Genomic DNA, 22805 nt, shown 5'->3' with positions numbered 1-22805 from the left:
CGAGAAGGTCGAGAAGGTCGAGAAGGTCGAGAAGGTCGAGAAGGTCGAGAAGGTCGAGAAGGTCGAGAAGGTCGAGAAGGTCGAGAAGGTCGAGAAGGTCGAGAAGGTCGAGAAGGTCGAGAAGCGGGAACGGCATTGATATGGCATTTTCATCGAGCACCATAAGACCACATTAAAATCATGGTTTTTTCCACATTCCATCAGGTACACGCTTGAAAACACGACTTCTCGCCGTTCTCTGCCTTCTGTCAGTTTTGCCCTGTCACGCTCAAAGCAGCCTGACCATGAGTACCGGCATCGATTACTCAACCGGGAAATACGGTGCATCCGAGAGCACCGACACCCTCTACATGCCTTTCGGCGTGAAATATGAAACTGGTGACTGGACTTTACGCGCGACTATTCCCTACGTCGAAACTAGCGGCCCTTCTACAGTTTCCGGCGCTGGCGCCGACCGGGTGACACTGACCAACGGCGAAGGCACGCGCAAGAAGGAAACCGGCCTTGGCGACATTGTGCTGTCCGGCAGCTGGAGCGCGCTGCAGCAAGGCCCTTGGCTCGTTGAGCTGGGCGCCAAAGTCAAGTTGGCCACGGCCGATGAGAACAAGGGACTGGGCACCGGCGAAAACGATTACTCGGTGCAGACCGAGGTTTATCGGACCCTGGACAAACACACGCTGTTCGGCACCCTCGGCTACAAGAAAATGGGCGACCCCGATGGCACTGATCTGAAAGACCCCTTCTACGCCTCACTGGGCTGGTCTTTCCGGGCCACTCAGGCAAGCGCACTGGGGTTGAGCTACGATTTCCGGCAAAAAGTCCAGGACGGTGGCACACCAATCCGCGAGGTTACCGGTTTCGTCACCCACAAGCTGGACCCTAACTGGAAATTGCAGGGCTATCTCGTGTCAGGCTATTCCAACGCCAGCCCGGATCTGGGTGGCGGCGTCTTCGTGATGTATACCTACTGAGCACTGGGGGCTTATTGCGCCTTCAGGCGAAAAGCCTGCGTAATCAGATTGATCGCTTCCGGGCCATCCCAGGCCCGCGAGCCGGCAATTTTCTTGATGACCCGACCTTCGCCATCGACCAGCACGGTGAGCGGCAGGCGGTCAGCACCGAGCATGTTTTCAAGGACCAAATTGCGGTCGATGTAATTCGGGAAGCTGACGCCGGAAACCTTGAGGAATTTGGCGGCTGCCCCCTGATCGTCGTCGGTCGAAATACCGACGACGTTGAAACCCTTGCTGCCGTAACGCTGGTACAAGCGTTCGATCGATCCCATTTCGGCTCGGCAGGGGCCGCACCAGCTGGCCCAGACGTTGATCAGCAGCGGCTTGCCGCGGAAGGACGAGAGCTTCGCAGCGCGGCCGACCAGCGCGTTGAGTTGCGCCTCAGGCAGCAGCGCACCGACTGGCACCTCGCCGGGCGTGCCGGCGACGGCAGTGGTGGCAAACTGCATCACGCACAAGCCGATCGCCAAGCACTTCATCGACAAAATCCCCCAGCCATTCCGACGCATGCCAAACTCCATGAGATCGTCTCCACGTGGGGCACTCCGCCCCGCCGAAGGCTGCTATCGTAAGGCATTTTCTTGATCTGTCTTGCCTTGACGCAGGCCAGCCCTATTTATAATCGAACGCTTATGGCAGCCACCACTTCTCTGGCTCAGCATCTTCAACTGGCGGCGACCGAAAGTCCGCAGGCCAGCGCGTTGTTGCATGCTGGGCAGCGCTACAGCTTTGCCCAACTGGTCGCTGACAGCCGTGATCTGGCCGACCGGCTGGCCGGCCGCCAGGGGACGATCATCGAAGCCGGCGACAGCCTGCATCTGGCGCGCCATGCCTACGCCTGCAGTTTTCAAAATCGGCCGTTTTTTCCGGTTGACCGTGGAAATGCGCTCCCGGCGATCAACCGGCCGCTTATCGACGTCGCGCTGATCATCGCGACCAGCGGCAGCGAGGGCAAGCCGCGCGCCGTGCTGCTCGGCAATGCCCAGCTCGACGCCGCTGCAGCCAATTCAAATGCCTGCCTGCCGCTGCACCCCGGCGACCTGTGGCTGAACTGCCTGCCGCTTTACCACATCGGCGGCCAGTCCATTTTGTGGCGCTGCGCCCGGGCTGGCGCCACCGTGCTGCTCCATGACGGCTTCAGCGCTGAGCAAGTTGCCACCGACCTCGCCGCCCATCCGGTCACGCACATTTCGCTGGTCCCGGCCATGCTCGCCCTTTTGCTAGACCTCGGCGCCAAACCGCCGGCCAGCCTGCGCGTCGCCCTGATCGGCGGCGCCGCGCTTTCCCGGACGCTCTACGACCGGGCCATCGCCGCCGGCTGGCCGCTCTACCCTAGCTACGGCATGAGTGAAACGGCGGCCCAGTTCGCCACTTTCAATCCCGCCGACGGCGCCTGGCACGAAGGCCTGGTCGGCCGGCCTATGCCCGGCCACGACATCCGCACCGGCGCCGATGGCCGCCTGCTGGTGCGCGGCCCGCAAGTCATGCGCGGCTATCTCGATGGCAGTGGCATCGACGCCGACGGCTGGCTGACTACCGGCGACCTCGGCCACATCGACGACGGCGGCCGCCTGACCATCCTCGGCCGCGCTGACGACATGCTGATCAGCGGTGGCCGCAACGTGCATCCGCAGGAGATCGAATACTGCCTCGCCGCCTGCCCAGGTGTGCTCGATGTCGCCGTCACCGGCCGGCCCGACCCGCTCTGGGGCGACCTCATCGTCGCTCTCGTCGTCGGCCCTGTCTCGCCGGCCGACCTGCTGGCCCACGCCCGCCACCATCTGCCATCTGCCGCCTTGCCGCGAAAAATACAGCCCATCGACCGCCTGCCGCGCAACGCCACCGGCAAGCTGGAACGCGCCGCGCTACGCCGACTCGCCGCCGAGGCCGAACGATGATCCACGCCCTGCGCCGCTGCCTGAGCGCACCGGAAACGCTGGCCCGGCTGGAAGCACTGGCCGCCGGCGCCCCGGCCTCGGCCCCGGTCAGTCTGCGTCTTTCGCTCGGCCGCGGCACGACTGACTGGCTGACGCTGCTGCCAGCCAACGCACCCTACTGGTATCGCGCCCGCCCCGATCACCATGAGTATCGTCTGGCCATCGGCCATGCCCTGCACGTTACAAGCGCCGGCCCCAACCGGCTGGCCGCGCTCGACAACGCCTTCGCCGGCTTTTGCCGCGACTGGCGACGCAACGGGCCGGCCTTCGCTTTCGCCGGTTTTGCCTTCGATGCCGCGAACAACGCACCGCTGCCCAACGCCCTGCTCGCCATCCCTGCCATCCTGCTCGAATCGGTTGCCGGCGAATGTTCTGTCACGCTCAGCGCGCCAGCCGGTCGCCTCGTCCAGGCCGCCGTTGAATGGCCGCAATGGCTGGCCACCCCGGCCATCGCCAGCGCCCCGCAACAACGTCCGAGCCGCCCCGAAACGCTGGCCGAACGCGCCTGGATCGGCCGCGTCAATGCCGCGCTGCGCGACATCGAGGCCGGCCGGATCGACAAGATCGTCCTCGCCCGCAGCCGGAAAATCGAGGCCGATACGCCGTTTTCGGCGGCCTCGGTACTCGGCCAACTGGTTATCCAGCAGCCATCGAGCCTCATCTACGCCCACGGCAATGATCAGTGCAGCTTTGTCGGCGCGACGCCGGAACGGCTGGTCCGCCTCGAAGGAAGCCGCGTCGATGCCGATGCACTGGCCGGCACCTCGTGGCCCGGCTCGCTGGCCCTGTCCGAAAGCAAGAACCGGCACGAGCAGGCGCTGGTCGTCCAGGCCGTCTGCGCGGCGCTGGCGCCATTCTGCGAAAAACCGCCGGTCGCTGAACCGGCGCAGGAACACGCGGCCGGCCAGCTCCTGCATCTGCGCAGCCGGGTGACTGCCACCATCCGCCCGGGCGCGACGCTGTTCGAACTGGTCCGCGCCCTGCATCCAACACCGGCCATCGGCGGCTTTCCCGTCGCTGCCGCACAGACCTGGCTGGCCGCCCACAACGAGCAACGCAGCGGCTGGTACAGCGGCGGAATTGGCCTGCTGACGGCGGAGGGCGACGGCGAATTTTCGGTCGCCCTGCGTTCGGCCCTGCTCGCCGGGAACACGGCCGAACTGCAGGCCGGCGCCGGCATCGTCGCCGGTTCGGACGCCTCGCACGAACTGGCTGAAACCACCGCCAAGCTGGGCACCCTGCTCGCCGCATTGGCCCCGCCGATCACGCCGGAATCCGACGGCAGTCTTCGCGCCTGAGAATTTGGCCAAAATTTCCGGTTGACCGTGGCAAACAGCCGTCGAGTGTCATCGCACCGTAATCTTAGTGCAACAAAATGATGGACTTAAAGCCTATACTTCAGAAAAAACATGGAGATGACGCGATGACCCATCCGCTGCCAAAACCCCGCTTCCCGACCGAAAATTACCTCAACCGCGAACTCGGTTTGCTCGCCTTCAACCGGCGCGTTCTGGCCCAGGCCGAGGACGAGCGCATGCCGTTGCTCGAGCGCCTGCGCTTCCTGTGCATCGTCTCCAGCAACCTCGACGAATTCTTCGAAATCCGCATGGCCGGGCTCAAGGAGCAGGTCAAGGCGCACGCCACCGTCACCACCACCGATGGCAAGACGGCACAGGAGGCCTACCGGCTGGTCTCGGCCGAGGCGCACGCCATCGTCAACGAGCAGTACCAGCACCTCAACGACATCATCCTGCCGGCGCTGGCCGAACAGGGCATTCGCTTCCTGCGTCGTTCGACGTGGAACGAGGCGCAGCGCGAGTGGATCCGCAATTACTTCATCCGCGAAATGGTGCCGGTGCTGACGCCGATCGGGCTCGACCCGTCGCACCCTTTCCCGAAAGTGCTGAACAAGAGTTTGAACTTTGCCATCGAGCTCGAAGGCAAGGACGCGTTCGGGCGCAGCTCCAACGCCGCCATCGTCCAGGCGCCGCGCGTCCTGCCGCGCGTCATCCAGTTGCCGGAAGAACTGGCCGGCTGCGAGTACGGCTTCGTTTTCCTGTCGTCGATCCTCCATGAATTCGTCGGCGAACTATTCACCGGCATGACCGTGCTCGGCTGCTACCAGTTCCGCGCCACGCGCAATTCCGATCTCTTCGTCGACGAGGAAGAAGTCACCAACCTGCGCACCAAGTTGCAGGGCGAATTGCCGCAACGCCACTTCGGCAACGCCGTGCGCCTCGAAGTCGCCAACAACTGTTCGGAGGCGATGGCCGAATTCCTGCTCGCCCAGTTTGCCCTCAAGCCAGCCGATCTTTTCCGCGTCAATGGTCCGGTCAATCTGGTCCGCCTCATGCAGGTGCCGGACTGGGTTGATCGCCCGGACATGAAATTCCGCCCCTTCGTGCCCGGCCTGCCCAAAGTGGTCGGCAAAGGCGTCAATATTTTCGACACCATCCGCAAGACCGACGTCCTGCTCCATCACCCCTACCAGTCGTTCGCACCGGTTATCGAGTTTCTCAACCAGGCGGCGACCGACCCGCAGGTGGTTGCCATCAAGATGACGGTCTATCGCACCGGCACCGACTCGGTGCTCATGGAGTCGCTGATCCGCGCCGCCCAGAACGGCAAGGAAGTCACCGTCGTCGTCGAACTCATGGCGCGTTTCGACGAAGAGGCCAATATCAGCTGGGCAACCAAGCTCGAAGACGTCGGCGCCCACGTCGTTTATGGCGTCGTCGGCTACAAGACGCACGCCAAGGCACTGCTCATCGTGCGCCGCGAAGACGGCGGCCTCAAGCGCTACGCCCACCTTGGCACCGGCAACTACCACCCGCGCACCGCCCGCCTCTATTCCGACTTCGGCCTGATGACGGCCAACGAGGAAATCACCAACGACGTCAGCGAAGTGTTCAAGCAACTGACCGGACTGGGCAAGGCGCGCACGCTCAAACACCTGTGGCAGGCACCGTTCACGCTGCAGCAAAATGTCGTCGCCGGCATTCTTGCCGAAGCGGAAACCGCCAAGGCCGGCGGCAAGGCACGCATCGTCGCCAAGATGAATTCACTGCTCGAACCGGAAGTCATCGATGCGCTCTACCAGGCGTCGCAAGCCGGCGTCGAGATCGACCTCATCATCCGCGGCGTCTGCGCCCTGCGCCCTGGGGTTCCCGGGCTTTCCGACAAGATTCGTGTGCGTTCGATCATCGGCCGCTTCCTCGAGCATCACCGAATTTTCTACTTCCTGGCCGGTGGCAAGGAAACCGTCTATCTCTCCAGCGCCGACTGGATGGACCGCAATTTCTTCAAGCGCATCGAACTCGCCTTCCCCATCCTCGACCCCAAGCTCAAAAAACGCGTCATCACCGAAGGCCTCAAGTTCTACCTGGCCGACAACCAGCAAGGCTGGGACATGAACGGCCAAGGCAACTACCAGCGTCGCCGCTCCTCCCGCAGCAAACCGCACAATGCCCAAGGCGAATTGATGCTGACGCTGGGCACCAGCTGATCGAGACTTCCACGGTCAACCGGGTTTACTACGTGAAACGTAAAAAACAGCGAAAAATGAAATGCGGCTTGCGGGCCGCATTTTTATTGGCTTCGCGCCATATATTCCCCAAGCCTTGAGACGGCCTGAATATGCTTGAAATTCTGCGCCCGGAAAGCCCAGGCTGCATAGGCAGCCTGTGTTCAAACCTGACCTGGCCGAATCAATAATCAAGGGACTTTACGACATCATGGACCGTGCAATCGGGGCATAGCGCGCGCCGATCCACCAAGTCAAACCTCTTGAGCGGAAAACGCCCAGTGAATCCCCTTCTGTCGCGACGCTGGCTATCAGACCTGCCGACTGGCCACGAGGGGTGGAATTTCCTCGGCCGGCACGCCGGGGCTGCAGTAGAAACCCTGATATTCGTCACAGCGATGGTTGCGCAGGAATTCAAGCTGCTCAACCGTTTCGACGCCCTCAGCGATCACCTTGCGTTCAAGCTCCATCGCAATGCCAATCACCATGCGGATGATAGCTGCATCGTTGTTGCTGAGCTCCAGATCACGGACAAACGAACGGTCGATCTTGATCTTGTCGATCGGGAATCTTTTCAGGTAGGACAGACTGGAATAGCCCGTCCCGAAATCGTCAATCGATAGGCCGACCCCCAGCGTCTTGAGCTCCTCCATGATGCGAATGACCCGTTCCGGATCCTCGATGATGACGCTTTCGGTGATTTCCAGTTCGAGATAGCGAGGGTCCAGTCCGGAGATCTGAAGCGATTTCGACACCATGGCGACGATATCGGCACCATGGAACTGGACGGCTGACAGGTTGACGGCCACGACCTTGGGCGCCATTCCGGCATCCTGCCATGCCTTGTTTTGCCGACACGCCTCTTCCAGCACCCAGGTACCGATCGGCAGGATCAGCCGGCTTTCTTCGGCAAGGGGAATGAACCGTACCGGCGACACCATACCCAGTTCCGGATGTTGCCAGCGCAGCAGACACTCGAAACCGATGATTTCACCGTTGTGGATATCGACCTGAGGCTGGTAGTGCAGCAGCAGTTCATTGCGTGAGAGGGCCCAGCGCAAATCGCTCTCCAGACGCAGGCGTTCCGCCATGCGAACATTCATGTCGGCGGAGAAGAAGCGGAAGATGTTCTGCCCGGCATCCTTGGCGTGATGTAGCGCATTGTCGGCATTACGCAGCAGGGTTGGCACATCGTGGCCATCACTGGCCAAAAGACAAATACCGGCCGACGCCGTAGTCACGACGTCGCTTCCTTCGATCATCACCGGCTTGGCAATCGCATCGAGCAACTTGCGAGCGACCACTTCCGCCAGAATGGGGCGGGTGCCCTGAGCCAGCAGAACGCCAAACTGATCACCACCCAAGCGACCAAGGAAATCGCCATCGCGAAGTATCTTTCGCAAGCGCAGACTGATCCGGTGCAACACGGCATCGCCAGCAGCGTGACCAAAGGCATCATTCACCCGACTCAACTGATCAAGATCGATCAGGATCAGTGCCCCCTCTTTTGCCGCCGCCAGCCACTCGCCCATGATCCGGGAGAACCCCTGACGATTCGGCAGGTCGGTCAGCTGATCGACGTGGGTCAACGACTCGATGCGGGCCTCGGCCGCCTTCCGCTCGCTGAGATCGGTCACGAATACCGCCCAGTTGACTACCTTGCCAGCATCGTTGCGAATCGAGCTGATATTGCAATAGATCGGCAGCGCACCGCCATCCTTGCGCACGGCCTTCATTTCACCTCGCCAGGCGCCCTGCTCTTCAAGCGTTTGCACGATGCCATCCAGCAATACCTTGTCCTGAAAACTTTCCAGCATGAAGCGCGGCAGCTTTCCCCGAAGATCATCCAGGCTGTAACCGCTGATCGTCGTCACCGCCTTGTTCAGCGTGACAACCTTGCGTTCTGCATCAAGGATCAATACGGCATCGTTGGCATGATCGAAGAAGTGGGCAATCAGGCGCTGGCGTCCCTCGGCCTCATAACGGTCCGTCATGTCCCAGGCTACGCCTGCCAGGCCTTTTGGCTGACCGTCGTCGCGGTAGACCGGCACGCGAAGAAACTCGAACGGCGACAGCTTGCCACGCAGATTCAGCCAGACGACCTCGCGCACTGGCTCGCCCCGGCGATATACCTCAAGCTGGCCGGCACGCAGCACCTTGGCCTCTTCTGCCGGGAACAACTCATCGACGGTATGGCCAAGAACCTGATCCATCGGCAAGCCCTTGTAGTGACAGAAGGCTTCATTGACCGCCAGATAATGCCCCTCGTTATCGAGCAACCAGGCCGGGTCAGGAATCGAATCAAGCAAGGCTCTGCCTTCGCGGGACTTATCGGCAAAATCCTGGGCCAGCCGCTCGGCCAACGCCTCGGCCCGGCGATATCCCATCACCCAGGAACGCATCAGCGCAATCAGTGCAGCGACCAGTGCGAAACCGAGGAGCGCATAGACCACCGCCCGGTGTCGCCATTCGGCAAGCACCTCGGTTTCCGCCAGACCCACCGTGACGACAAACGGAAAGCCTTCAATGGCCCGAAAAACGAATATCCGTTGCACGCCATCCAGGCCACCCGCGCGACGGAAACTGCCCGTTTTCTCGCCCGCTTCCAGCCTGTCGGGAATCGGGGAGTCCGGCAGAGTTCGCCCCTGCCGGCCTGGCAACTCCGGCCAGCGGGCAAACAAGTCCATGTCCCGACTCCACAGCGCAATGACGCCATGCGGACCGACATCCAGATCATGGTAGTAACGTTCGAAGTAATCGGCACGCAAGGTGCCCAAGATGATGCCAGCGAAATTTCCTGCCCTGTCCTGCAAGCGACGAGCAAAAACAATGACTACATCGTTGGTAACGCGTGAAACCAGCGGCGGTGAAATGACCAGCCCGGCGTTGGGATCATCACGGAGACGAATGAAATATGGGCGGTCGGCAATATTGACATCAGACAGTATTCCACTGGCATCGTAAAGATAGCGACCTTCGGCATCGGCAACGCGAAAACTGTGTATTTCGGGAAAATGGACAAGGAAGTGCTTCAACTCGCCTTCAATGCGCTCACGCGGGACACGATCGACGACATCCTGTTGAAAACGCTGCGCAAAATCGGAGAGATGAAAATCGACCTTGCTCGCCGCACCCTGCAAATGGCTCTCCAGCAATTTTCCCAGCGTATGGCCGACATGCTCGGCAGCCTGCAATTCCCGTTCGCGCGATTGATAAAGATCGGTAGCAACCCATCCGAACAGAGATAGACATAGGAGCGCCACCAGCAGCGCACCAGAACGCATAGAAAAATTCGCTGCCATCTCCCCCCCAGGATTGAGCTTAAGCCCTAATTTGTTTCAGTTTACCATGTGAAACTTGGGAATCCGGGCGAATGAATCGCCGTATCCCCAGCTCTCACCAGATTGCCTGCGAATGGAGGTAAAGGATCAGGCGCTCAGGCACTTTCAGGGCTTGCTTGAATCATCCGGCGTAAAGAACAGGCCAACCCCCAGCACGATCAGCACCAGCGGCCACCATTTCCTGATCAGCCCGACCAGATCCAGTTCAAACAGGTCGAGATTGACGGCCAGGGCGATGGCGCCGATGGCAATCAAGGCGACGGCAGCGAAATTGCCTTTCATGCTTTCTCCCGGTTAGCCCGAATGCTCAGGCGCGGCGTACGCCGACGACGCCTTCGACCTCATGGATGAGGGTCAGCGTCTTCTGCATTTGTTGCAGGTTGGTGATTTCGACGGTAAAGCTCATGTGCGCCTTGCCCTGCTTGGACTGCGTGTTCACGCCGATGACGTTGAGGCGCTCGCGCGTGAATATTTCGGAAATGTCACGCAGCAGGCCCTGACGGTCATGGGCATCGACAATGATGTCGGCGGCAAAAACGCCCGTCGTCGTCAGACCCCAGTCGGTTTCGATGACCCGTTCCGGATGCAATGCGGCGAGATTGGAGAAATTGGGGCAGTCCATGCGGTGAATGGAGATGCCTTTGCCACGCGTGATGAAGCCCTGAATTTCATCGGGCGGAGCCGGCTTGCAGCAACGGGCGAGTTGGGTCAGCAGTTTGTCGACGCCAACGATCAGGATGCCCTGGTTGCCTTGGACCGGCTTGCTTGGCTTGGCCAGCACTTCGTCCGGCAGTTGGGTTTCGGCCAGCAGGTCGCCACCCTTGGCGACGGCCTGGAATTGCCGCTGATTGAGGTCGCCACGCGCGGCGGCGATATACAGGTCAGCGGCCTGGGTAAAACCGAGCTTGTGCGCCAGTTCGTCGATATTCGCCCCGGTCTGGCCGGCCCGCTGCAGTTCCTTGGCGATCAGGCCACGGCCTTCGCCCAGCGTTTCTTCGAGTGCCAGATTGGAGAACCAGGCACGGACCTTGACCCGGGCGCTCTTGGTGTGGATGTAGCCGAGCAGCGGGTTGAGCCAGTCGCGCGACGGACCGCCGACCTTGGCGGTGACGATCTCGACTTCCTGCCCGGTTTCGAGTGCCGTGTTGAGCGGGACCAGATGGCCGGCAATCTTGGCGCCCCGGCAACGGTGGCCGAGATCGGTATGCACGCGGTAGGCGAAATCGACCGGCGTCGAGCCGGCCGGCAAATCGACGACCTTGCCTTGCGGCGTGATGACGTAAATGGTCTCGTCGAGCGCCGCCTGCTTGTAGTGCTTGACCCAGTCCGAGCTGTCGGCGACTTCGTCCTTCCAGGTCAGCAGTTGACGCAGCCAGGCGATCTTTTCGTCGTAGTCGTCCTCGGTCGTCCGCTTGCTGCCTTCCTTGTAGCGCCAGTGGGCGGCGACCCCGAGTTCGGCGTGCTTGTGCATTTCCCAGGTACGTATCTGGATTTCCAGACTGCGCCCGTCCGGACAGCGCACGGCGGTATGCAGCGAGCGATAGTTGTTGCCCTTGGGATTCGAGATGTAGTCGTCGAATTCCTTGGGGATCGGCAGCCACAGGTTGTGCACGATGCCGAGCGCGGTGTAGCACTCGCGCAGGTCGTCGACGATGATGCGCAGGGCGCGCACGTCATAGACCTCCGAGAACTCGACGCCTTTTTTGCGCATCTTGTTCCAGATGCTGTAGATGTGCTTCGGCCGGCCGTAGATTTCGGCGTTATGCACGCCGGCCGCTTCGAGTTCGGTGCGCACCCTGGCCACGGCATCGACGATGAACTGCTCGCGTTCGCTGCGTTTTTCGTCGAGCAGTTTGGCCAGTTTCTTGTAGGTGTCCGGATGAATGAAGCGGAAGGACAAATCCTCCAGTTCCCACTTCAACTCCCAGACGCCAAGCCGGTTGGCCAGCGGCGAATAGAGTTCCAGCGTTTCGCGCGCCACCTGGACGCGCAGGTCGTCCGGATTGGCCGCGTAAAAACGCAGGGTCTGCGTCCGGCTGGCCAGGCGCAGCAGAACGACGCGAATGTCTTCGACCATGGCCAGCAGCATCTTGCGCAGCACTTCGATCTGCGCCTTCATCTCGACCGGATTGACCTCGCCGGCCTCGATGTTGGTGGCGACAAAACCCTTGGCAATCGGCCGCAACTTGTTGAGGCGCGAAATGCCCTGCACGAGATGCGCCGCCGGCTTGCCGAAACGCGTTTCGATGCTGGCTATGCCGTGCTCGTCCTGGGCCGGAATGGCGAAGAGCAGCGCGGCAATGCGCGATTCAACATCGAGCTTGAGGCCGGTGATGATCACCGCCATGCCCAGCGCGTGCGCCCAGATTCGCTCGCCGCTGCCCAGCGTGCGTTCGCCGTAGGTGGTCCAGGCGTATTCGACGGCAGATTTTAGACGTTCCGCGTCGGCAGGGGCCAAGCCCTCTGCCAACGTGACCAGGAACTGTTCGAAGTCGCTTTGCGAGGCGACAGAATGGACGACGGAAACCATGCGGTAATTATAAGACCGATCACCCGGGGCCAGCATGACAAGCGCCAAATTGCCCGCGACACGGCCACGCAGCCCGAGCCACGGCCCGATCAGGCATAATCCGGCGACCATGAAAAAACTGTTCGCCAACCCCTATCTGCTGCTGATCCTGACCGTTCTTTTCTGGTCCGGAAACATGGTGATCGGCCGTGGCGCCCGCGGCGACATTCCTCCACTGGGCTTCGCCTTCTGGCGGTGGACCATCGCCTTCGCGCTGATCCTGCCGCTGGCCCTGCCCCACCTCAAAACGCAATGGCCGCTGCTGAAAAAAGGCTGGCGCCCCTTGCTCGTGCTTGGCCTGCTCGGCGTCGGCGGCTACAACACCTTCGCCTACATCGCCCTGCAGGACACCAGCGCGACCAATGCCGCGCTGCTAAACTCTTTCGTGCCCATCGCCACCATCGCCATCTCCTGGGCCTTTCTCGGCAAGCACCTGCGCCGGGCCGAAGGCATCGGCGTCTTCATTTCGCTGTGCGGCGCACTGACCATCGTCTCGCGCGGCGACCTGGCCGTGCTCGCCCATCTCAACCTCAATGTCGGTGACGTCTGGATGCTTGTCGCCGTGCTCGACTGGGCCATCTACACCGTCGCCCTGGCCTGGCGTCCGGCCGGCGTGCACCCCATGCTCATGCTCGGGGCGACCACCGCCATCGGCCTCTGCGCCCTCGGCCCGGCCTACGCCTGGGAACTGGCGCAAGGCCGGCACATCAACATTCACCTCGGCTCGCTGACCGCGCTGGCCTACGTCGGCATCTTCCCGAGCTTCCTTGGCTACATTTTCTACAACAAGGGCGTCGCCGAAGTCGGCGCCAACAAGGCCAGCCTGTTCATCCACCTCATGCCGGTTTTCGGGACGCTGCTCTCCTTCCTGTTCCTCGGAGAAGTTCCGTTCTGGTACCACTACTTCGGCATCGCCCTGATTTTCTCGGGCATCTGGCTGACGATGAAAAAATGAGGCGCTGGCTCGACAGGTTGCGTGGCAAGAAGGTTGCGGAGATTCCCGACGCCTTGTGGGCAAGCACCGTCGCAGCGCTGCCCTTTCTCGACGATCTCACGGTCAACGAGAAAAAAGAGCTAAAAATGAAAGCCGAAGCCTTTCTCACCGAGAAGGAATTCAGCACCGCTGGTGGCCTCGATCTGACCGACGAAATCTGCGTGTCCATCGCCGCCCAGGGTTGCCTGCCCATCCTCAAGCTCGGGCTGGCAGCCTACCGCGAGTGGGTCGGCATCGTCGTCTACCCGGATGAATTCGTCGTACCGCGCCGCATCGAGGACGAATCCGGCGTCGTCCATGAATACGACGACGTGCTCTCCGGCGAAGCCTGGGAAGGCGGCCCGCTGATCATTTCGTGGCACGACGTGCAAATGGCCGGCGACGGCTATAACGTCGTGATCCACGAATTCGCCCACAAGCTGGACATGCTCAACGGCGAGGCGGACGGCATGCCGGCGCTGCATTCGGGCATCACTGAAACGGAATGGGAAGCCAAGTTTACCGACGCCTATGACAACTTCTGCCAGCGCGTGGACAGCGGCGAAGATACGCCTATCGATCCCTATGCCAGCACCGACCCCGCCGAGTTTTTCGCCGTCCTGTCGGAAAGTTTCTTCGACATTCCCGACGTCGTCGCCAAGGAATATCCGGCAATCTATGGCCTGCTTTGCCGCTACTACCTACAGGATCCGCTGACCCGCCGATTGACCTGCCGCCCTGACCATTGACCGCGCCAAGCCTCGGCCGACAGCTACCTGAATAGCAGGCAAGCCAGCGGCAAGGCAAATTCCCACACCTTGGAGAGGGGTATGATGTCTGGTCATAACCGACTTAAGCCTGAAAAAAGTTTGTTCGATGTCCTGCGAAACACAAAGCGAATCCTTCCGAGCTACCTTGCATAGCGCCATCCTCAACGAGGCGCCGGACAGCATTCTGGTCGTTACCCGGGAAAACACGGTTGCCTCGGTTAATGAGCGCTTTTTTGCAGTGTGGGACATGCCCTGCCCGGCTTCGCCGCTCGAAACACTGACCGGCACCTCCGACTCCCTTATTCTCGAACAAGCGCTGGACCGTGTCCGTGACAAAGACGTATTCCTGACGCGTATCCGCACGCTTTACGCCGACCCGAGCCTGAAAGACGATTGCAACATCCCGCTCAAGGATGGACGCACCCTGCACCGCCATTCGGCAGCGCTGCAGGGCGACGACGGCCGATACTTGGGCCGGGTGTGGTTCTTCCGCGACATCAGCGACATCATCCTCTCGCAGCAAGCAAAGGAGGACAGCGAAAGGCGTTACGCCACGGCCTTCGAGACAACGCCCGACGCTATCGCCATCACCAGCCTGGAGGGCGGCATTTACATCGACGTAAACCAGGCCTTCGTCGACATGAGCGGCTACACGCGCCAGGAACTGATTGGCCGCAGTTCGCTGGAACTGTCAATCTGGGCCGACCCGCTGGATCGCCAGAATTTCAGCCAGAAACTCCGCGAAAAAAAGTCGCGCTTGAACTTCGAGGCCCGCTTTCGCAAAAAGTGCGGCGAACTCTTCTGGGGCATGTTCTCGGTCTCGCCGATGAGCTTCAACGGTCAGCCCTGCCTGCTTTCCATCACCCGCGACGTGACCGAGGCCAAGGCAGCCCAGGATGAACTGGCCAGCCATCGCGACCGCCTCGAACAACTCGTTGCCGAGCGCACGGCCGAACTCTCGCGCGCAAAGGAAGCGGCCGAAACGGCCAGCATCGCGAAAAGCGCTTTTTTGGCCAATATGAGTCACGAAATCCGGACTCCGCTCAATGCCGTCACCGGGATGGCCCATCTGATCCGGCGTGGCGGCCTGACCCCGACGCAGTCCGGACAGCTCGACAAGCTGGAAAACGCCGGCCAACACTTGCTCGGCATCATCAACGCCATTCTGGAATTATCGAAGATCGAGGCCGGAAAACTCGTTCTCGCCGAAACGCCCCTCCACATCGTACAGATTCTCGATAACGTCCTGACCATGCTGCAAACTGCCGCCCAGGCCAAGCAACTGAATCTGGCCAGCGAAACCGATGATCTGCCGCCCAATCTGCTGGGCGACCCGACTGCGCTTCAACAGGCCTTGCTCAACTACGCCGCCAATGCCGTCAAATTTACCGATGTCGGCAAGGTTACCCTGCGGGTTCGCCTGCTGGCCGACGAGCAGGATAGTGCGGAGCTGCGCTTTGAGGTGGAAGACACCGGCGTAGGCATCCCGGCGGAAGCCATGCCCAGATTGTTTGCAGCCTTCGAACAGGCCGACAACACACTGACCCGAAAATACGGCGGAACCGGCCTCGGGCTGGCCATCACCCGCAAGCTGGCTGAGCGCATGGGTGGCACGGCTGAGGCCAGCAGTACGCCGGGGCGGGGCAGTATTTTCTGGTTTACGGCCCGCCTGAAAAAGGGGACCCAGCTACTTCCAAACATCCCGGACCACACCCCGAGCCATCCCGAAACCCGGCTGTTGCTGGAATTCCCGGGACGTCGCATCCTGCTCGTCGAGGACGAACCGATCAACCGCGAGATAGCCGAAATCATCCTGAACGAGGCCGGACTCAGCGTAGAAACGGCCGAAGACGGTGAACAGGCTGTGTCCATGGTCCGCCTCAATCGTTACGACCTGATCCTCATGGATGTCCAGATGCCAACCCTCGACGGGCTGGCAGCAACCCGGCTGATTCGTGCCCTGCCCAATGGCCGGCAGGTGCCGGTCATCGCCATGACGGCCAACGCCTATGCCGAGGATCGTGCTCTTTGCCTGACCGCCGGCATGGACGACTTCATTACCAAACCGGCCAGCCCCGAACTGCTCTTTGCCACGGTACTCAACTGGCTGGAAAAGGCCGACCCGGAAGGTCGGGCCGACTCAGAACTTAGCTGCGAAAGCAGCTAGGGCAGCCAATACCGCCCCTTCCTGATCGCGGTGCGGCGAGTGACCACATTCGGCCAGTTTGAGCATTTGCGTACCGGGTAGCTGTTCGGCAATGGCATCAATCTGGCGCATCGTGGCGTACTCGTCGTCATCGCCCTGAATGGCCAGCACCGGGCAACGGATTCTCGGCAGATATTCTTCAATATTCCAGTCGCGGAAGGCCGGCGACAACCAGGTGTCGTTCCAGTCGCTGAACACCCGCTCGGTCTGCGCATGGTGGTAGCGCGCCAGTTTTGCCGGCAGATCGGTCGTTTGCCAGGCCGTCCTGGCCTCACGGATACCGGCCAGTGTGACCTCTTCGACGAATTCGTGCGGCGCCATGACAGCGATGCCAAGCGGCTCTTCCGGGAAGGCCCCGGCGAAGATCAGTGCGATGCTGCCACCGTCACTGTGGCCGATGAGCAGGGGTCGTTCGATCTCCAGCGCGGCGATCAAGGCCGGTAACATTTCCTCGCCCTCGCGGTGCATGTAGCGCGGTGTGCGGGGCTCCGAATACGCCTGCGAACCACCATAGCCGGCGCGCGACCAGACGATCAGCCGACAGCCAGTCGCCGCCGCCAGCTTTTCGGGAAAATGCCGCCACATGCTGACGCAGCCGAGGCCTTCGTGGAGCAGCAACAGCGTTGGCCGGCCTTCTGCGGTAGCCGGGTAATCGCGATATTCGAGCTTCAGCCCATTAACAACGATGTGCTTCATGCGCTCAACAGGAAATCACGAACGACGGCAATCTGATCCTCCGACTGGAACATCGGCGCATGGCCGACGCCTTCGATTTCGGCCAGTTTTGCCCGTGGACCGCAGTCGGCCATCTTTTGCCAGGTATCGCGGGTCAGCAGGTCCGACTGGGCGCCGCGAATAACCAGCGTCGGGCACTTGATCTGCTCGTAGAGCGGCCAGAGGTCGACATCCTTGTCGGCGAAAGCGGCCCGGAACGGTTCGGCGATCAGCGGATCGTAACGGAAGCGCCAGCGGCCGTCGGCGCCCTGGACAATGCCGGTCTCGGTCAGGTGATACCACTGCGCCTCGGTCAGCGCACCGAAGGGCTCGCTGACGAACTTGACGAAGGCCAGCGCCTCGTCGAAGGTCGCCCAATCCGGGTTGGCGCCAACATAGGTGCCGATGCGCTGCAGCGATTCGGCAGTGATCACCGGCCCGACATCGTTGAGCACCATCTTGCGGATCGGCGAGCCTTCCTGGGCGGCCAGCCCCATGCCGATCAGCCCGCCCATCGAGGTGCCGACCCAATGCACGCTCTCGACATTGAGGCGGGCGATCAGCGTCACCATGTCGGCGACGTATTGCGGAATGGCGTAGGCGGCCGGGTCACGTAAATGGCTGCTCTGGCCGCGGCCGACAACATCCGGACAAATAACGCGGTAATGCGCGGACATGGCCTCGGCCAGCGCATCGAAATCGCGGCCGTTGCGGGTCAGGCCATGCACGCAGATCAGGACGCGCGGATTATCGCGGGCGCCCCACTCGGTGTAAGCCATCCGGTGCAGGCCTGATGGCCCGAGGCATTGCACGATCTGTTGCTTGAATTGCATGATTTTCTCCTCCGCTGCCAATGTATCACCGGCCATGCCAATAGCGACGATGTTCGGTTCGCCATCCTGACAACCCCATGTTGCCCTCGGCCAGCCGGATGTTCACGGCGCCATCGCGGTCGGTTCGCCAGATGTTTGCACCCATTGCCGCATAGCGCGCCAGCACTTCGGCCTTGGGGTGGCCGAAGCGGTTGCGATAGCCGACCGGGATGACTGTCTGTGTGGCGCCGACCGCCTGCAGGAAAGCCGGCGTCGATGAGGTCTTTGACCCATGGTGCGGCATGAGCAGAATGTCGGCTGCCAACCCGTCCGGATAGCGTTGAAGCAAGGCCGTTTCGTCGGGCGCTTCGATGTCGGAGGTCAGCAGCATGCGCTTTCCACCAGCATCAACGCGCAGCACGCAGGACAGGTGATTCGGCTTGCTGTCGGCAGCATAAGCCTCGGCCACCGGGTGCAGCACCTCGAAAACGACACCATCCCATACCCAGCGCTGACCGGCCGTGCACTGCCGGCCACCAATACCGGTGACCGACGAATAGACCTCATCGACCGCCAGCGCAGCCCGAACCGACGCAGTGCCGCCCGAGTGATCGGTATCGCGATGGGTGACCATCAAGACGTCCACATCGCCGATGCCCTGCGCCCGCAAATACGGCACAACGACGCGCTGCCCGGCATCCGACTCGGCGCTGTAGAGCGGGCCGGGATCGTAGATCAGCGTGTGTTCGCGCGTCCGGATGACGCTCGCCAACCCCTGCCCGACATCGAGCACGCTGATCCACGCCTCGCCCTCGGGTGGCTTTTCCACCGGCCAGAACAAGGCCGGCACGAACAGCACGGCGCCCAGCCAGCGTCCCGGCAAGCCGCGTGGCAATAGGCATATCGCCACCCCGACGCCCGCCGCCAGCGCTGCCCATAACGGTGGTGCCGGGGCCAGCCAGACCGGCCAGGTGGCACACCAGTCGAGAAAAACCATGAGCCAGGCCATGACCTGATGCGCCAGCCAGAGGATTGGCCACCACGGCACCAGCGCACCGAGCAGCGCCAACGGTGTGGCGATGAAACTGATCACCGGAATGGCCAGCGCATTGGCCAGCGGCGAGACCAGCGAGAACTGCTGAAAAACGAGCAGCAGGATAGGCAACGAAGCAAGCGTCGCCGCCCACTGCACGACGCCCCAGGCGCGGATTTTGGCCCAGCGGTCAGTCGCCTCGCCGACCGCGGCCGAGCCGATGTAAAGCAAGGCACCGACCGCGCCGAACGACAACCAGAAGCCGGCAGCCAACACCGCCCAAGGATCGAACAGGAGCACGACGAGCAAGGCCAGGCACAGGATTCGACTCGGCGCCACGATACGCCCGGAGAGCATGGCCGCGGCGGCAACCAGCAACATGTAGAGCGTGCGCTGGGCGGGCACGGCAAAGCCGGCGAGCAGCGCGTAGGCCAAGGCACCCAGGCAGGCGGCGAGCAGTCCCGCCTTTTGCGCCGGCAGTCTCAGGGCCAGCGCCGGAACACGCCGCCCGCCAAACGACACCAGCCAGCCGAACAGTGCGGCGACCATTGTGACATGGAGCCCGGAAATCGACATGAGGTGCGTCGTTCCGGTCCGGTTGAAGGTCGTCCACAGTTCACCCTGAATCGCCTTCTGATCGCCGATTACCAGCGCCACGAGCACGCCGGCCCACGGATATTCAGCTTCCGGCAGGATGCTGGCAAATGAATCACGGATGACGTTGCGCAGCCGTTCGATGACGTAATCCGCCCGCCACACCATGTCGCCCAACCGCTGCTGCGGATTCGGGCGGATGTAGCCGGTCGCCCGGATATTGCGTTCGAGCAGCCAGGCTTCGTAATCGAAGCCACCCGGATTGGCGTTGCCATGCGGCCGCTTCAAACGCACCGTAAAACGCCAGCGCTCGCCGGGACGCACCTGCAGACGCTCGAATTGCTCGTCGTCGCGCCGGCCCTGATACCACGAGAGCATGATCCGCTCGGGAACGACGGGTTTGACGGATTCCACGGTCAACCGGAAATTGACGTCAAATTCGAAACGCGTACCGTTGCTGAAATCCTGCGGCAAGCCGGCGACGACGCCGACCACTTCGACATCGCGCCCCTCCCAGTCGGCACCGAGTTGGTCGGCCAGCCGAACTTCGGCCCGCCAGGCGCCCCACGCCACCCAGAGGGCCAGACAGCCGAGCAGCGCGAGAAGACGAACCGGCCAGCCCGACCAGCGCAGCCGGGGCAACACCAACAGCCCGCCAGCTGCCGCCCACAGCGCCCAGCCGGGTAGTTCCGGCTGCATTTGCACGCCGAGGACACCGGCGGCGAAGGCGAGAATATTCAGGCGCATGCTGCAATAATACGAGCATGCGCCGGACCCTGAAAAAATACCTGCCCGATCCGCAAACGATCCGCGACAACCCCTGGCTGAGACCGTTTGCCTCATCGCTGCTGCACCCACGATTGTGGCACCTGAACCGCCATTCGGCGGCCGGGGCAGTGGCGGCCGGCCTGTTCTGCGGACTGATTCCCGGACCGCTGCAAATGCTCGGCGCTGCCGCCTGCGCGCTGGTCTTTCGCGTCAATCTGCCGCTGGCGATGCTGATAACGCTCTACACCAACCCGTTCACCATCGTCCCGCTCTACCTGTTGGCCTACCAGATCGGTCGGCTGACCATCGGCGAAAGCAACGGATTCATTACGCCACCAACCTTCAGCGCAACGGATTTCGTTGGCTGGACGACTGCGATGCAAACCTGGATGCTGACCGTCGCCCAGCCGCTGGGCATCGGCCTGATCCTGCTCGCCAGCGGACTGGCGGTAGTCGGCTACTTTGCCACGCGCGCGGCGTGGCGGGCTTACCTGATCAGCGCCTGGCGGCGCCGGACGAAACTCAGGTCCGGAAGCGGGCGATAGCCGTCGTCAGCGCGTGCGCCAGCTTGCGCAGCGTATCTGACGTATCGGCGTTGCCACTCGCCGCTGCGCTGTTTTCCTCGGCCATCTGGGCGATGCGCTCGACGTTCTGGGCGATCTCGGTGCTGGCCGCGGCCTGTTCCCGTAAGGCCACGGAAATCTCGGAAACGGCATTGAGAACCTGACGCGACTGGGCCTGAACCTGACCAATCGCTTCGCCGGCCAGGCGCGCCTGTTCGACGCCGGACGACACCCGCGCAACGCCTTGTTTCATGCTCGATACCGCCGTCGCCGTGCCTGACTGAACGGCCGAGATCATGGCCGAAATTTCATGCGTCGATTTGGTCGTCCGTTCCGCCAGCTTTCTGACCTCATCGGCCACGACGGCAAAACCACGACCCGACTCGCCGGCCCGCGCCGCCTCGATGGCAGCATTGAGCGCCAGCAGGTTGGTCTGGTCGGCAATATCCTTGATTGTGCCGACGATGGCCGAGATCTGCCCGGATTGCTGACCGAGCGCCTCGACCGCGGCGGCCGACTCATTGACGGTCAGGGCAATGCCCTGAATTTCATTGACCACACCCTGCACGATCTGGCCACCACGTGTCGCGACCTCATCGGATTCCCGCGAGTACATCTGCGCATCCTGCGCATTGCGGGAAATATGATCGATGCCAACGGTCATTTGCTCGACGGCAGCCGCCATGCTTGAAGCAGAATCGCTCTGTGCCGCCGTGCCCGAAGAAATCTGCTGGCTCGACGAAGCCAGTTGTTCAGCCGCCTGATTGAGTTGCCGAACGTCTCCCTGAATGCCGCCGAGCAATTTGCGGAAGGCTGCTGCCATGCCATTGAAATTCTGGCCGGCGCCATGAAGTTCATCGACACCCTGCGTATCGAACTCGGTCGTCAGGTCACCATCGGCCAAACGGCTGGCGCCCCGGGAGAAGTCCCCGACGCTGTTGATGACCGAATAATAGGTACCAATGCCAAGATACATGACGAGCAGGGCAATGCCGACAGCCATCCCGACCTGGAACACCAGCACCTGGCGCGACCGATCTATCCGACCCTGCAATTGATGCTCGAATTGCGGAATCAGCGTGTCGAACATGACCTTGTAGCCGAGATCGATGACCTGCGTCGTCATCGCAAAATAATCCTGCGGGGCGGTCGCGTACTTTTCCCCAAGAATATCGTCGCGAACCAGGGCAAAAATCTTCTCAGCTCCCGCTGAAAAGTCCCTGGTCGGCCCGGAAAGCGCCGACTGCAGGGCCGGCGAAAAGCGCATCACCTTTTCCAGATTGATGTTCTGGGCGCGCAGCGTGCCTTCCATCTGCGCCAGGATCGACGAAAACTCGACCCGCTGCTGTTGCGACAACTCCTTCTTGGTCAACAGGCCAGTGCCACGCGCCCGCGTGATCCCCATCTGCTCGAGCATCGCCGGCATCTTGGTGACCAGCGTGTCCATGAAATAGTAGGTATCCATGACCGGATCGAGGGTCATTTGCGTCTCGTCGGCCACCGTCACCATGAATTGCAGGACGTTGCCGATCATTTGCGTGTGGCGCTTGATATTCTCCGGCGGCGTCCAGGTAAGCCCTTGCCCGGCAATGGAGTCCCAGTCCCGACGTATCGCCTTCCAGTCAGCCGTCTCGCGCAACAAGGGCGAGAGTGCCGCATCGGTCGCCACGATGGCTGCAGCCACCTCTTTTTCCTTGGCCGCCCGCTTGTCCTTCATTCCCTCGTTGCCGTTGAGCACGCCAGACGACAATCCACGATGCTGCTGCATTGCCTGTGCCAGGCGATTGATCGGCTTGATCATCTGCAGCCCGGCCATTTCCTGCTCAGCGGTGTCGATATCCCGACTCAAAAAGGAAAAAACCGAATACAGGAGGACCACCATGACAACCGCCACCGCCGAACCGAGCAGCAAGAACTTGCTGTTGTAACGAAGCCGGTTCATCAGGGCAACTGCCGGGGAAAAAAGGGCTTGCATCTCAGGTCTCCTCG

At 61.7% G+C, this 22805-nt stretch carries 16 protein-coding genes; 8 read left to right on the top strand and 8 right to left on the bottom strand.

Going from position 1 to position 22805, the window contains the following annotated elements:
* Positions 1-284: 284 nt before the first annotated feature.
* A complete protein-coding gene (locus WBK19_RS00170; RefSeq protein ID WP_511285818.1) occupies positions 285-971 on the top strand; it encodes a hypothetical protein in 687 nt (228 codons plus the stop codon).
* Between the two features lie 11 nt (positions 972-982).
* Here WBK19_RS00170 and WBK19_RS00165 read toward each other — a convergent pair whose 3' ends face one another.
* Entirely contained in the window at positions 983-1522 is a 540-nt protein-coding gene (locus WBK19_RS00165; protein WP_511285816.1) for a TlpA family protein disulfide reductase, read from the bottom strand.
* A 123-nt stretch (positions 1523-1645) separates the two neighbouring features.
* Between WBK19_RS00165 and WBK19_RS00160 the strand changes: the two genes are divergently transcribed.
* From WBK19_RS00160 to ppk1, 3 genes are all read left to right on the top strand, one after another.
* Positions 1646-2911, top strand: a complete 1266-nt coding sequence (locus tag WBK19_RS00160; protein ID WP_511285814.1) for a class I adenylate-forming enzyme family protein — start codon at positions 1646-1648, stop codon at positions 2909-2911.
* Positions 2908-4248, top strand: a complete 1341-nt coding sequence (locus WBK19_RS00155; protein WP_511285812.1) for an isochorismate synthase — start codon at positions 2908-2910, stop codon at positions 4246-4248. The genes WBK19_RS00160 and WBK19_RS00155 overlap by 4 nt, the downstream gene beginning before the upstream one ends.
* A 125-nt stretch (positions 4249-4373) precedes the next feature.
* Positions 4374-6455 (top strand): polyphosphate kinase 1, encoded by a 2082-nt coding sequence (gene ppk1 / locus WBK19_RS00150; RefSeq protein ID WP_511285810.1) that lies wholly within the window; start codon positions 4374-4376, stop codon positions 6453-6455.
* 329 nt (positions 6456-6784) lie between these two features.
* On the opposite strand, the gene WBK19_RS00145 is transcribed toward ppk1, so the two are convergent.
* The 3 genes from WBK19_RS00145 to WBK19_RS00135 all read right to left on the bottom strand — a co-directional run bounded on the left by WBK19_RS00145 (position 6785) and on the right by WBK19_RS00135 (position 12344).
* A complete protein-coding gene (locus tag WBK19_RS00145) occupies positions 6785-9736 on the bottom strand; it encodes a bifunctional diguanylate cyclase/phosphodiesterase (RefSeq protein WP_511285808.1) in 2952 nt (983 codons plus the stop codon).
* A 183-nt stretch (positions 9737-9919) separates the two neighbouring features.
* Positions 9920-10096 carry a LiaI-LiaF-like domain-containing protein gene (locus WBK19_RS00140; RefSeq protein WP_511285806.1) on the bottom strand — a complete coding sequence of 59 codons (177 nt, stop codon included), beginning with the start codon at positions 10094-10096 and terminating at the stop codon, positions 9920-9922.
* 25 nt (positions 10097-10121) lie between these two features.
* Positions 10122-12344, bottom strand: a complete 2223-nt coding sequence (locus tag WBK19_RS00135) for a RelA/SpoT family protein (protein WP_511285820.1) — start codon at positions 12342-12344, stop codon at positions 10122-10124.
* A 109-nt stretch (positions 12345-12453) separates the two neighbouring features.
* Here WBK19_RS00135 and WBK19_RS00130 point away from each other — a divergent pair, with 109 nt between their 5' ends.
* The 3 genes from WBK19_RS00130 (at position 12454) to WBK19_RS00120 (ending at position 16293) form a co-directional block, all read left to right on the top strand.
* Positions 12454-13338, top strand: a complete 885-nt coding sequence (locus WBK19_RS00130; protein WP_511285804.1) for a DMT family transporter — start codon at positions 12454-12456, stop codon at positions 13336-13338.
* Complete coding sequence (locus WBK19_RS00125; RefSeq protein ID WP_511285802.1) at positions 13335-14105, top strand: M90 family metallopeptidase; 771 nt, start codon at positions 13335-13337, stop codon at positions 14103-14105. Before WBK19_RS00130 ends, WBK19_RS00125 begins: the two co-directional genes overlap by 4 nt.
* Before the next feature lie 166 nt (positions 14106-14271).
* Positions 14272-16293 carry a PAS domain-containing hybrid sensor histidine kinase/response regulator gene (locus WBK19_RS00120; RefSeq protein WP_511285800.1) on the top strand — a complete coding sequence of 674 codons (2022 nt, stop codon included), beginning with the start codon at positions 14272-14274 and terminating at the stop codon, positions 16291-16293.
* Here the strand turns inward: WBK19_RS00120 and WBK19_RS00115 are convergent.
* The 3 genes from WBK19_RS00115 to WBK19_RS00105 are packed head-to-tail and all read right to left on the bottom strand — an operon-like array spanning position 16267 to position 20232.
* The gene (locus WBK19_RS00115; RefSeq protein ID WP_511285798.1) at positions 16267-17028 is read right to left on the bottom strand and encodes an alpha/beta fold hydrolase; all 762 of its coding nucleotides are present in this window, start codon (positions 17026-17028) and stop codon (positions 16267-16269) included. The genes WBK19_RS00120 and WBK19_RS00115 overlap by 27 nt on opposite strands.
* The gene (locus WBK19_RS00110) at positions 17025-17879 is read right to left on the bottom strand and encodes an alpha/beta fold hydrolase (protein ID WP_511285796.1); all 855 of its coding nucleotides are present in this window, start codon (positions 17877-17879) and stop codon (positions 17025-17027) included. Before WBK19_RS00110 ends, WBK19_RS00115 begins: the two co-directional genes overlap by 4 nt.
* 25 nt (positions 17880-17904) lie before the next feature.
* Entirely contained in the window at positions 17905-20232 is a 2328-nt protein-coding gene (locus WBK19_RS00105) for a DNA internalization-related competence protein ComEC/Rec2 (RefSeq protein WP_511285794.1), read from the bottom strand.
* A gap of 17 nt (positions 20233-20249) precedes the next feature.
* Between WBK19_RS00105 and WBK19_RS00100 the strand changes: the two genes are divergently transcribed.
* A complete protein-coding gene (locus WBK19_RS00100; protein WP_511285792.1) occupies positions 20250-20798 on the top strand; it encodes a DUF2062 domain-containing protein in 549 nt (182 codons plus the stop codon).
* Here the strand turns inward: WBK19_RS00100 and WBK19_RS00095 are convergent.
* Positions 20776-22791, bottom strand: coding sequence for a methyl-accepting chemotaxis protein (locus WBK19_RS00095; protein ID WP_511285790.1), 2016 nt, complete (start codon positions 22789-22791; stop codon positions 20776-20778). The genes WBK19_RS00100 and WBK19_RS00095 overlap by 23 nt on opposite strands.
* Positions 22792-22805: the final 14 nt, after the last annotated feature.

This window comes from Azonexus sp. (genome assembly GCF_049652925.1).
Taxonomy (GTDB): Bacteria; Pseudomonadota; Gammaproteobacteria; order Burkholderiales; family Rhodocyclaceae; genus Azonexus.
This window is presented reverse-complemented; position numbering and strand designations above follow the sequence as displayed.

Bases quoted from the DNA above. Each gene is read 5' to 3' on its own strand.
- WBK19_RS00170 (WP_511285818.1), top strand. From the start codon at position 285: ATGAGTACCGGCATCGATTACTCAACCGGGAAATACGGTGCATCCGAG.
- WBK19_RS00165 (WP_511285816.1), bottom strand. From the start codon at position 1,522: ATGCGTCGGAATGGCTGGGGGATTTTGTCGATGAAGTGCTTGGCGATC.
- WBK19_RS00160 (WP_511285814.1), top strand. From the start codon at position 1,646: ATGGCAGCCACCACTTCTCTGGCTCAGCATCTTCAACTGGCGGCGACC.
- WBK19_RS00155 (WP_511285812.1), top strand. From the start codon at position 2,908: ATGATCCACGCCCTGCGCCGCTGCCTGAGCGCACCGGAAACGCTGGCC.
- ppk1 (WP_511285810.1), top strand. From the start codon at position 4,374: ATGACCCATCCGCTGCCAAAACCCCGCTTCCCGACCGAAAATTACCTC.
- WBK19_RS00140 (WP_511285806.1), bottom strand. From the start codon at position 10,096: ATGAAAGGCAATTTCGCTGCCGTCGCCTTGATTGCCATCGGCGCCATC.
- WBK19_RS00135 (WP_511285820.1), bottom strand. From the start codon at position 12,344: ATGGTTTCCGTCGTCCATTCTGTCGCCTCGCAAAGCGACTTCGAACAG.
- WBK19_RS00130 (WP_511285804.1), top strand. From the start codon at position 12,454: ATGAAAAAACTGTTCGCCAACCCCTATCTGCTGCTGATCCTGACCGTT.
- WBK19_RS00125 (WP_511285802.1), top strand. From the start codon at position 13,335: ATGAGGCGCTGGCTCGACAGGTTGCGTGGCAAGAAGGTTGCGGAGATT.
- WBK19_RS00115 (WP_511285798.1), bottom strand. From the start codon at position 17,028: ATGAAGCACATCGTTGTTAATGGGCTGAAGCTCGAATATCGCGATTAC.
- WBK19_RS00110 (WP_511285796.1), bottom strand. From the start codon at position 17,879: ATGCAATTCAAGCAACAGATCGTGCAATGCCTCGGGCCATCAGGCCTG.
- WBK19_RS00105 (WP_511285794.1), bottom strand. From the start codon at position 20,232: ATGCGCCTGAATATTCTCGCCTTCGCCGCCGGTGTCCTCGGCGTGCAA.
- WBK19_RS00100 (WP_511285792.1), top strand. From the start codon at position 20,250: ATGCGCCGGACCCTGAAAAAATACCTGCCCGATCCGCAAACGATCCGC.
- WBK19_RS00095 (WP_511285790.1), bottom strand. From the start codon at position 22,791: ATGCAAGCCCTTTTTTCCCCGGCAGTTGCCCTGATGAACCGGCTTCGT.